This is a genomic window from Phytoactinopolyspora endophytica (genome assembly GCF_004138495.1).
GTDB classification, from domain to species: domain Bacteria; phylum Actinomycetota; class Actinomycetes; order Jiangellales; family Jiangellaceae; genus Phytoactinopolyspora; species Phytoactinopolyspora endophytica.
This window is the reverse complement of sequence record NZ_ML142853.1, coordinates 61,535-72,066: the sequence shown is the minus strand read 5'-3', so window position 1 is coordinate 72,066 and position 10,532 is coordinate 61,535. Positions and strand designations below refer to the sequence as shown.

Sequence of the window (10,532 nt, the reverse complement as noted above, 5' to 3'; positions counted from 1 at the left end):
GTCGATGACGAGTGCGCCACGGGATCCGGCGCGGATGATGGCGTCCTGGTCGGCTTGGATGGTGCCGAGAACGTCGCGCATCCGGGCCGACCGGTTGCTGCCCAGGCTGGCGATGAAGGCGGACTGGTCGTCGAGCGCGGCGTGCCCTTCGAACCCGTCCGCGGTGAACACCTCGTCCCAGTAGTCGCCGACCCGGCCGCGGGTCCAGCGATACCGGCGGCGGCTTGCCAGACCCATCGGATTAGCGTGGGTCGCTCCGAAGAACGGTTCAGCGGCAGGGGAGCGCCAGTCGATCAGCAGACGACGGCCGTCGCTGTCGGTGAGGCCGAGCCGCCCGACATACACGGGGTCGGGGTCGTCCGCACCGACCATGCGTCCCAGGCACACGTCGAGACCGTAGCGACGCAGAGTGCGCAGGCGAGCGGTCAGCCGGTGGATCTCCATGTCTCGGTCCATCGCCGGCTGACCTATGCCGCCGGGTGCCTTGCGCGTGGCGTCGAGGCGGTCGGATAGGTCGGCGATCGACTGCTCGAGGCTCTCCGCGATGGCCGCGAAATGCTCCTCGTCGCTGGCGATCAACGCCGAGTCGGCCTTGTCGGAAAGGCGCTCGGGAAGGTCAAACGCGCTGGTTGTCAGGGCGTTCACGTTGTCAGCTCCGATCTGATACTCGTGTCCAAGGATCAAAATGCCGAGGTTCACGAGCACCGTAGTTTTGGCCTCGGCTGACGATTGTGCGGCACACCCGGGGCCTTGCCGCAAGTCCCCCAGTGCGCTATAAATTAGAAGTGGGAAAGAGTGAATTTCCCCCTTTCTTTCATCTTCCGATCGGGTCGGATAGCCCTTCCGTGCGACGCGGCGTCGACCTCGTCGTCGGCCCCTGCGTAACAGGCGGGAGCGAGCAAAAGGCCGCGTCTGCCGTCAACGAGTAGGTAGCGCTCGACCGAACCAGACCGCGGTCACCAAAGGCGTGCGCGATGTGCGTGTCGTTGCCGACACCTTCAGATGCCGTGACGAAAGAGCATGCATTGTGGTCGTCGGGACGACCACAATGGCGTTCATCGGCGTCGGTCGGTATAAGTCATGGAGTCACGTTGCCGGCCATACCAGCGCCAAGATGCATGACGATTGTTCTCCGGCGACCACGGTCTCGCGTCCAGGCGGGGAGGGTTTCGTGACCGAATCTGGTGGCCAGGTGGTCAAGGTCGGACCGCTGCTACACAACCGACCACCATGATCGCGGCAGGGTCTATGTTGGTCAGATGCTGCATGGCATGGACGACGTGCGCCGTGACGTCGAGTACGGAGCTGTCACAGCTGTCGAAGTTCAACATCTTGCTCACGCAGAGCTCCTGCTGCTTCTCGTTGGCGGGAGTCGCCGGATGCGATCAGATCAGCGTAGATCAACAAGGAGGGAGCTCTCGCGAATCCCCGTACGCGAGTCGCGGCACCTTCGGGGAACGGCGGCTTCCAGAACTTGCGCCGGAGGTGGATGTTCGGTTCCCTGTCGGTGCGCCACCGATTCGTCGCGGGCAGCCGCGGGTCAAGTTCCTCTGCATAGAGTGTGATGGAGGCTGGGCGCAACAGCTCCTCCACCGCTGCCTCACCGCCGATGAGCAGAGTCTGAGCATTGCTGACCTGCTCGATGTGGTCGACGTTCCCGAAGAAATCGCGCAGGCGCAACTTGGGACCCAAGCCGGTCGGATACGCAGCGGTCCACCTGTCGAGAAGCTCGTCTCGGCGTAGAAGCTGCCGTGAACCGGCCTGGCGCAGGTATCCGGTGTCGTCGAGCAGCTTTATGGTTGATTGAACCTGTCCGACGGAGACCCCGGACGCGTCAGCGATTGTCCGAAATGACGCTTCAATCGCAGCGCTCCATGCCAGGAGAACGAAGATCACTTGTGCGCGCCGGGCGCTGAACAGGTTCCTTTGCTTGGGCTGCGGCGCCGGTATCTGACCGCGCCCACGTGTACGCCCGCGAACATCGACCAACACGTCATCGAACGTGAGCCAGGCGTTGCCCGCACGGTCAAGAAACTGCAAGCCAGCTTCACGAAAGGCGGCTGCGCTACGTTCGTTGATGTGGTCGCCAACGACGAGGTTCGATGAGCTGTCGTGCCATAGCCTCCGCTTGCCCACCTCCGTCAGGGTCATCGGCGACAGGTACGTCGTCACGTACACCTGCATCGTCTTGGCCCGCTGGAGTATGAGCGTGGTCTGACCACCAGGTGGAAGGTCTCTGAGTTGTGTCGTGTTGAACGTGGCGTCGAGGCCGTACTCCTCGAATCGTGCACGCAGGTCGTGCTCGATCGCAGGGTGCATCCGGCACCTCCTGTTCAGTTTTCAGTGTCGTTCAGTTTAGCTGAACACAATAGAAAACTGAACAGCCGATTGGATAATGGTCAGCGAGGGCAGGTCAGGGCTGGACAACCGATCCGCAATGCGAATGCGTCGCGCGTGTGGTCTCAGGCTGTCGACCGGTGTCCGTTCAGCCGTGATAGCTCTGCTGTGGCGTCCTTGGTCGCGGGTTGCCCGTCCAGCCGCGCGAGCCACCCGACAAGCTGGTGGCCGGCGGTGAACCGATGCCCTCGATCTCGGCTCCGTCCGTCCACAATTCATCAGCTACGGGCGATGAGTTTTGGGGTCGGGTGCAGTCAGGATGAGTAGACACCATCCGAGAATGGAGTAGCGATGACAGACCGGAGCACCCACACCGTCGAGGCACCTGGCGCCGTGCTGACCTACGACGTCCACGAGCCCGAGGCGCCGAGCGGCTACCGGCCGCTGTTCATCTTCGGCTCGCCGATGGGGGCGTCGGGCTTCGAGCAGCTGGTGAGCCATTTCGGCGACCGAACGGTCATCACCTATGACCCACGGGGCATGGAGCGCAGCACGCGGGAACCCGACAGCGAGCTCACCGCTGAAGTGCACGCCGAGGACTACCACCGTGTCGTTGAGGCGGCGCGGCTGGGTCCGGTGGATGCCTTCGGGTCGAGCGGCGGCGCGATGTGTGCCCTGCACTGGGTCGTCGCCCATCCCGCGGACGTCCGCACTCTCGTCGCCCACGAGCCGCCGTTGGTGGCTTTGCTGGAGGACCGCGAGATGGCGATCAAGGTGAATGCGGACATCGTCGACACCTATCAACGCAAGGGCTTCGGCCCCGCGATGGCGAAGTTCATCCAGCTCGCGATGCGCCAAGGCCCGCTGCCCGACGACTACCTGGACCAGCCCGCACCCGACCCGGCGCAGCTCGGGCTTCCAACCGAGGATGACGGGTCGCGTGACGACCTGCTCCTCAGCGGGAACCTCGCCATGCCGCCGTTCGTGCCCGACGCGAGTGCCTTGGGTGCCTCGTCCGCACGGGTCATCCCCGCGATCGGCGCCCTCGGGGAGGGAGGCCTGGCCCGCCGCGGCGGCGAGGCGCTGGCCGAGCTGTTGAGTGTCGAGCCGGTGGTCTTCCCCGGCGATCACGGTGGCTTCGCCGCCAACGCGTGGTCCCCGGATAACGACCCAGCCGCGTTCGCCGCGAAGCTGCGGGAGCTGCTCGACGAGTAAAAACCGCCCATGCATTTCGGCGTGTTCGATCGCTACCTCGTGCCGACAGGCGGGACGTGCGGCCGAACATCGGCGACGTAGGATTCCACGGTGTCTTTGCTGTTGCTCGACTTGGACAACACGCTGGTTGACCGCGCTGCGGCGTTTCGTCGTTGGGCCGAGGGCTTCACCCGCACGCACATGGTTCCTGCCAACGAAGTCGACTGGCTGGTCGATGCTGACCGAGACGGCTACGAGCCGCGCGACGCGCTGGCCCGGTCGATTCAGAGGAGGTTTCGGCTCAATGGATCGGCCGTTGAACAACTGGTAGAGGATCTGCGTTGGGGCATGGTTGAGCAGTTGATTCTCGACGCCGAAGTGCCCAGGGCGCTCTGCGCTGCTCGTGACGCGGGATGGGCGCCGGTTGTGGTGACGAACGGCACGGTAGAACAGCAGGAACGGAAGATCCGTCGGATGGGGCTGAACGACTACCTGGCGGGGTGGGTCATCTCGGAGAGCGCGGGGATGGCGAAGCCCGATCGTCGTATCTTCGAGCTCGCTGCTGACTTCGTGGGCGTTCCACTGGGTGGGGCGTGGATGATCGGCGATTCCGCTCACGCAGACATCGGTGGTGCTCATCGGGTCGGCATCGAGAGCATTTGGCTTCACAGAGGCAGGACATGGGAAGAGGATGAGTTCGCGCCGTCGATCGTCCTCGACAGCTGCCCGGCGGCGATCGACCACGTCTGCACCCAGTAACTCTCATATCTGCTGCAACTCCGTACGTCCCTCATCCGCTGATCGACCTGGCGGGCTGGTCTTCACGGTGTGAAGTTTTGTCATCGGCAATGACGTCCCGTTAAGGGCGGTGACGAAAGAGCATGCATCGTGGTCGTCGGGACGACCACAATGTCGTTCGCTGTGCGGGAGGCGACGGATGGTAGAAATCCGTTTACGACGCGCGGCGGACTGCGAAGTTGAGCGCCAGCCAGTAGGCGTCGAAGTTGCGCAGCCGGTGCCCGTGCGGCAGCGGGTTCAGCACGCGGTTGACGATCAGCGGAACGGTCTGTTCCGTGCGCCCGCCATGAGAGCGTAGCGGGCGGTCGAGCTTGCTCAGATCGTGCTTGTCCGGCGACGTGCCGATGGCGACGTGCTTATCGCCGACGACGGCGAGGTCGCCGATCCGGTCGCTGGGCAGCTCGTATCGCTCGCATGCGTCGTCCCGGCCGAGCACGTCCTGCACACCGTCGATGCCGGCCAGCTGCGCACGGACCGGTGACACGTCGGCGTCGTCCTGGAGATGGACGAACGCGAACGATCCGAGCGAGGCATGGTGCGACGTGTAGGGGTCGGTGATCGGAAGCACGACGTGCGAACGGCCCGGGCCCAGCACCGCGTCGAGATGCTCCTGCAGGTACACGACCTGCGGGGACCCGTCCGGGGCAGACTTGGCGTTCATGCCGTGGTCCGCCGTGATGACGAGGACGGCACCGAGCTCGTGCAGCCGCGCGAAGTAGGTGTCGAGCATCCCGTAGAAGTCGTTCGCCTCCGGCGTTCCCGGGGCGTACTTGTGCTGCACGTAGTCGGTCAGCGAGAGGTACGTCAGCCCCGGCCGTCGTTCGCGCAGGATCTCAACGCCGGCGGCCATGGCGAACTCGCTCAGCTCCGCGCTGTACACGGACGGCAGCGGCTTCCCGACCAGCTTCAGCACGTCGTCGATCCCGTTCGGCTCGACGGTAGCGGTGTCCGCCTTCTCCGCGGAGAAGCAGATCCCGCTCTTCAGCCCGTCACCCAGCAGCCGGCGCAGCTTGTCCTTGGCGGTCACCACGGCGACGTCGACGCCGGACTGTTCGAACGCCGCGAAGATGGTCGGAGCTCGCAGAAAACGCGGGTCGTTCATCATGACGTCGGCCCCGCTGGCCGGGTCGAAGAAGTAGTTGCCGCAGATGCCGTGGACGGCCGGCGGCGCCCCGGTGGCGATGGAGAGGTTGTTCGGATTGGTGAACGACGGCATGGCGCACTCGGCCGACAGGTCGGTGCCGTCTCGTAGAACCGACTCGAGATACGGCATCCGTCCTGCCTCGACCGCCCGCAGGTGGTAGTCGGGCTCGCTGCCGTCGATACAGACGACGACCACCGGGTCGGCCGGCGGCGCATAGCTGCGACCGTTCACTTCGACATCCGCGGTACCGTTCATCGTTCTCCCTCGCTGCGGTTGTTCAATACGTGACGCACGCGGACCTCCACTCGGTGTAGAAGTCCCACACGTGGGGTGAACACTCCGGCGCCCCGTACTGGGACAGCTTCGTGCCGACGTGCGGCAGGTGCGCATACGCGCCGACGCCCGGCCGGTTCACGTGCAGCATGCCCGCCTCGAACCGGTCGATCGCCTCGAACACCCGGGACACGTCCCGCGTGAACACGGTCGCCGACATGCCGTACTTGACCGAGTTGGAGATCCGGACGGCGTCGTCGAACCCGTCGGCGTCGATCACCGACAGCACCGGCCCGAAGATCTCCTCCTGCGCGATCTCGCTGTCCCATGGCACGTCGGCCAGCACGGTCGGGCGCACGTAGTACCCCGGCGGAAGCCCATCGGTGACCCGGCCACCGCCCGCCGCGATCTTCGCGCCGGCCTCCTGAGCGGCATCGACAGCATCGAGGCAGGCACGCATCCGGTCTTCGTTGACGACGGGGCAGACGTCTGTGGCGTCGTCGACCCCGGGCCCGACCGTCAAGGCCTCCGCGCGCTCGATCAGCCCACTCAGGAGCTGTTCCTTCACACGCACATCGACGACGACGCGGCTGGTTGCGCTGCATCGTTGCCCCGCCTGACCGAACGCGCCGTGGACGATGGCGTCGGCGGCGCCGTCCAGGTCGGCATCGTCGAGCACGACGACAGCGTTCTTCCCGCCCAGCTCCAGCTGGGTTCGGAGCAGCCGCGGCGCGGCGGCCCGCTGGATGGCGAGACCGACCGGAAGAGAGCCGGTGAACGAGACGCCGGCGACGGCCGGGTTGGCCACGAGCGCCTCGCCCGCCAGGCGGTCGCCCTGGACGAGGTTGAGCACGCCGTCGGGTAGCCCGGCGTCCTGGAAGAGCCGCACCAGCAAGGCCGCGGTGAGCGGAGTGAACGGCGACGGTTTCAGCACGGCCGGGCAGCCGGCCAGCAGCGCGGGCGCCACCTTCCACATCGGGATGGCCAGCGGGAAGTTCCACGGCGAGATCAGCCCGACGACGCCGATCGGCGCGCGGAAGGTGAAGGCGAACGTCCTGGGGTCTTCGGCGGGGGTGGTCTCGCCGTTGAGCCGCCGGGCCTCGCCACGGGTGAAGTCCAGGATGGACAGCGCCCGTTTCACCTCGCCCTGCGCCTCCGCGAGCTGCTTGCCTTGCTCACGAGTGATGGCGCGGGCGAACTCGTCGGCGCGGCCGGCCAGCAGCCGCTGTGCCTCGCCCAGATACTCGGCCCGCCTGATCGGCCCGAGCTCGCGCCAGGCAGGAGCCGCCGCGGCTGCGGCCGCCACAGCCGCGTCGGCGTCGGCCTTGCCCGACTCGGCGAACTCGCCGAGCGTGTCCGTCATGTCGGCCGGGTTCACGTTGGTTCGGGTGGTGCCGTCCCGTGCCGGCTGCCAGGTCCCAGCGATCAGGTTGTGTCGCAGGTCAGAAGACGTGACGTCGGCATCCATGTCGGTACCTCCTCTGCCGTCGTTCCGGTTGCCGGTGGCGAGAGCCGTGACCACGTCACGCGGGATCTCCATGACCATCGGGCCGGACCAGCACGCGCGGATAACGGCCGTCCTTCATCAGCTGGAACGCCTCGTCGACCGCGGAGAGGGGGAACGGGGGAGACACCAGGCGCTCCAGTCCAAGGTGTCTGCCGTGCGCGACGAGCCAGTCCACGCCCCAGCGGAAGTTCTCCGCGGTGTAGTTGTGCAGGCCGGTCACCCGCAGGCGCCGCGTCACCAGCAGCGCGGGGTCGATGGTGACGGTGGAGCTGCCGAGGCTCACCGAACCGGCCGCCACCACATGCCCGCCGACATCGGCGGCGTTGAGGGCTTCCAGCACCGCGCTTGAGCTCCCAGAGGCCTCGACCACCACGGAGAACGGCTCGCCGTCGGAGTCGGCGGGCTGCGCGCCGAGCTGCGCGGCGAGGGCAAGCCGCTCCGGCGAGGGATCGCGGACCTGGACGGCGCAGCCAAGGGTGGCGAACATGGCCGCGCAGTAGGCGCCGACGGCGCCGACCCCGAGCACGAGGATGCGGGTCCCAGGGGGTGGCGTCCCGGCGGCGGCGACGACGGCGGCAGCGGTGGCGACGGCGCAACCTGCCGAGACGACCTGTACGTCGGCGACGTCATCGGGTACGCGCAGGACCGGGACGCTCGGCAGCAGACGGACCTGTTCGGCGAGGGTTCCGGTGGCGTGCGGTGGCGTGGTGACCGACTCGTGGCCGTACTTGAGCAATGACCGGCATTTCATGGTGAGCCCGGCCCGGCACCGGTCGCAGGAACCACACTCGCTGAGCATCGAGAACACCACGCGATCTCCGCGCCGTAGCGGTGTTCCACGGAAGTCGGTGGTCCCGTCGTCCAGGTCCGCCACCCGGCCGACGGCCTCATGACCGAGGGCGGTCCGCGCGGGAGCGCTGCGATGTCCCAGCACCGTATGCAGGTCGGATCCGCAGATGGCGGCCGCGCTGATGGCGACGTCGATCTCTCCGGCAGAGCGGTCCGGCAAGTCAACCCGTTCGACGGTGATGGCGCCGTCGTCGAACACGGCGATTGACACGTCTAACTGGACCTCGGCTCCGGCCGTTTGCATGCACTGCTCCTTCGATGAGGTCGCCAGGAGCGCCGTCTCCGTCAGCGCGGCGCTTCTTGTGAACGAGAATCCGGGCATGACGGGTATCCGCGCAATGCGGAATATCGAATGACCCGATCACTGCTCGACGACATCTGTTTATCGCGCGTCGCTAAAAGCCGCTCACATCACACATGCCGGATATCGCGATTATCAGGCCATATCAAATCAGGGATTGCCCCCGCTACGTTCGTCCGATTGAGTAGCTTCTTCGAGTGCGGAGCGACCTCAGCTGTGGGCGTTGCGGCGCAGATGCTCGATGAGGGTGCGGGTGGCCGGCGTGATGTAGCGCTGCTGTGAGTAGACCAGGTAGAAGGAGTGGTCCATGGCGACGTCCGGCAGCGTCACCGTCCGTACCGAACCGGCGTCCAGCCATGGTTTGGCCGATCGTTCGGGGACGATCGACACACCCAGCCCGGCCGCGACCGCCTCGTTCACCGCCGTCGTTCCGCCGAACTGGGCGACGAAGTCGGTGCCGTACGGATAGTCCTCGAGAAGCCGATTCATCTTGGTCAGGGTCAGCGACCCGTCCTCGCGTATCACCTTCGGCAGCGCCGCGAGCTCGGCGACGGACACCGACTCCGGCAGGTCCATGGCCACCGGGGCGATCACCACCAGCGCCTCGGTGTAGAACGGCTCGCATATCATCGGCCCGTTCTGGGGTTGTTGCGGTGTGACGCCGATCTCGGCCTCGTCCAGGCCGAGCCACTCCTGCACGTCTTCGGTGTTCCCGACCCTGGCACGGACGACGATGTCCGGGTACTCCCTCTTGAAGCTGGCGATCATGTCCGGGATGACGTGGTTCCCGGCACTGGCGGTAGCGGCCAGCGTGATGGTACCGCGATGCAGGCCTTGGAACTGCTGGACGACGTGCTCGAGCTCGCCGACGTCGTCGAGAATCCGTTCGATCCGCTCGTAGAGCGCCTGCCCGGCCTCGGTGAGCGAGATCCGCGGGTGCGAACGGACGAACAACGGCACCCCGTAGTGATCTTCGAGCCGGCGGATCTGGTTCGAGACGTAGGGCTGCGATGTGTACAGCTCCTTGGCGGCGTTCGAGAAGGACAGGTGACGCGCCACAGTGCGGAAGAACTCCAGCTGCTGCAACGTGATGTTCACAGCAGCACACTATCGGTCCGCTGCGGGCTCATGGTCCCGGCGCAATCCATGTCTCAGCGCTTCTCTTCGGGCTCATCGTCGTCCTCGGCGAAGTCAGCCCACACCGCATAGTGGTCCGAAGCGTCGGCTGCATCGGCTCCGGATCGGATTCCGCACGCACGTAACCGGCTCGCCATGGCGCCCGTCGCGAAGGCGTAGTCGATGCGACGGGCCGGGTCACCCACCGGCCGGGCGTCGGACACGATATCGCCGTGCATAGTCCGGTAACAGTCGATGTAGCCGGCCTCCCGCACCAGCTCGATCACCTCGGAGGAGTCGACGGCGTTGAAGTCGCCGACCAGAACGTGAGGGTCGCGGGTGTGCTCGCGTAGCAGACGCAGGATGGCGCCGGTCTCCGCCAGCCGGCGAGCATCGTGGTGGCCTTCCAACCCAGGCGCCAGATGAGCGGCATAGAGGCGCAACGGCCGGCCGTGCCACTCGATGACCAGCTCGAGCAGTGTCTTCTCCAGCTCGTGCGAGCGGTGGTTGACGTGCTCGAGAGGCGTGTGGCGGGTCAGCCACGCCATGTGGAACTCGTTGTTGGCTTCGCCGAAGACCAGATCCATGTTCACCTTCGTGGCCAGCAGCTCGACGTTGGCCCGGTCGTTCGCCTCGAGGATCGCGGCGACGTCGGGGCGGAGCTCGCGCAGGATCTCGGATATGGCCTGCAGGCGGTCTTCGCCGCCGTCTTGGATGTTGTAGCTCACCACTCTGAGCACTGCAGTTCCCCTTCCTGACCGTTGCGGTCTCGCTCACCGGTCCGGTAGCCGCCAGCTCTTGTCGATGTAGCGGACGCCGTCGACGGTGCAGGTCTGGATGGCGGCGCGGTAGGGCGCGCCGGTGGCCTCGGTGAGGTACGTGCTCCGGTCGACGGTCACCGTGCCGGCGGCGGCTCCGACTCCATCTGCCAACGCCTCGTAGAGAACCCGGCCGTCGAGGGACTCGTGGTCGACGCCGTGCAGGGCGAGCAGGGTCGGGGCCACGTCGACGTT

General features: G+C 66.3%; 9 protein-coding genes and 1 pseudogene. 2 read left to right on the top strand and 8 right to left on the bottom strand.

Features of this window, described 5'->3' with window-relative positions:
* Positions 1 to 645 (bottom strand): annotated as a pseudogene (locus tag ELR45_RS37485) (AAA family ATPase); the annotation flags it as partial.
* Between the two features lie 663 nt (positions 646 to 1,308).
* Positions 1,309 to 2,319: a type IV toxin-antitoxin system AbiEi family antitoxin gene (locus tag ELR45_RS11110; RefSeq protein WP_129665985.1), complete on the bottom strand. Its 1,011-nt coding sequence runs from the start codon at positions 2,317 to 2,319 to the stop codon at positions 1,309 to 1,311.
* Between the two features lie 369 nt (positions 2,320 to 2,688).
* Here ELR45_RS11110 and ELR45_RS11105 point away from each other — a divergent pair, with 369 nt between their 5' ends.
* On the top strand, positions 2,689 to 3,552 hold the full coding sequence (locus tag ELR45_RS11105; RefSeq protein WP_129665983.1) for an alpha/beta fold hydrolase: 864 nt from the start codon (positions 2,689 to 2,691) through the stop codon (positions 3,550 to 3,552).
* A gap of 90 nt (positions 3,553 to 3,642) precedes the next feature.
* Positions 3,643 to 4,290: an HAD family hydrolase gene (locus ELR45_RS11100; protein WP_129665981.1), complete on the top strand. Its 648-nt coding sequence runs from the start codon at positions 3,643 to 3,645 to the stop codon at positions 4,288 to 4,290.
* Between the two features lie 193 nt (positions 4,291 to 4,483).
* On the opposite strand, the gene phnA is transcribed toward ELR45_RS11100, so the two are convergent.
* The 6 genes from phnA to ELR45_RS34990 all read right to left on the bottom strand — a co-directional run.
* A complete protein-coding gene (gene phnA / locus ELR45_RS11095; protein WP_129665979.1) occupies positions 4,484 to 5,728 on the bottom strand; it encodes a phosphonoacetate hydrolase in 1,245 nt (414 codons plus the stop codon).
* Between the two features lie 22 nt (positions 5,729 to 5,750).
* Positions 5,751 to 7,214 carry an aldehyde dehydrogenase family protein gene (locus ELR45_RS11090; RefSeq protein WP_129666533.1) on the bottom strand — a complete coding sequence of 488 codons (1,464 nt, stop codon included), beginning with the start codon at positions 7,212 to 7,214 and terminating at the stop codon, positions 5,751 to 5,753.
* 55 nt (positions 7,215 to 7,269) lie between these two features.
* Positions 7,270 to 8,346 carry an alcohol dehydrogenase catalytic domain-containing protein gene (locus ELR45_RS11085; protein WP_129665977.1) on the bottom strand — a complete coding sequence of 359 codons (1,077 nt, stop codon included), beginning with the start codon at positions 8,344 to 8,346 and terminating at the stop codon, positions 7,270 to 7,272.
* A gap of 267 nt (positions 8,347 to 8,613) precedes the next feature.
* Positions 8,614 to 9,501, bottom strand: coding sequence for a LysR family transcriptional regulator (locus ELR45_RS11080; RefSeq protein WP_129665975.1), 888 nt, complete (start codon positions 9,499 to 9,501; stop codon positions 8,614 to 8,616).
* A gap of 53 nt (positions 9,502 to 9,554) precedes the next feature.
* Positions 9,555 to 10,259 carry an endonuclease/exonuclease/phosphatase family protein gene (locus ELR45_RS11075; protein WP_129665972.1) on the bottom strand — a complete coding sequence of 235 codons (705 nt, stop codon included), beginning with the start codon at positions 10,257 to 10,259 and terminating at the stop codon, positions 9,555 to 9,557.
* Between the two features lie 33 nt (positions 10,260 to 10,292).
* Positions 10,293 to 10,532 (bottom strand): hypothetical protein (locus tag ELR45_RS34990; RefSeq protein WP_165367676.1); only part of this gene is annotated, 240 nt, incomplete at its 5' end.

Bases quoted from the DNA above. Each gene is read 5' to 3' on its own strand.
- ELR45_RS11105 (WP_129665983.1), top strand. From the start codon at position 2,689: ATGACAGACCGGAGCACCCACACCGTCGAGGCACCTGGCGCCGTGCTG.
- ELR45_RS11110 (WP_129665985.1), bottom strand. From the start codon at position 2,319: ATGCACCCTGCGATCGAGCACGACCTGCGTGCACGATTCGAGGAGTAC.
- phnA (WP_129665979.1), bottom strand. From the start codon at position 5,728: ATGAACGGTACCGCGGATGTCGAAGTGAACGGTCGCAGCTATGCGCCG.
- ELR45_RS11085 (WP_129665977.1), bottom strand. From the start codon at position 8,346: ATGCAAACGGCCGGAGCCGAGGTCCAGTTAGACGTGTCAATCGCCGTG.
- ELR45_RS11090 (WP_129666533.1), bottom strand. From the start codon at position 7,214: ATGGATGCCGACGTCACGTCTTCTGACCTGCGACACAACCTGATCGCT.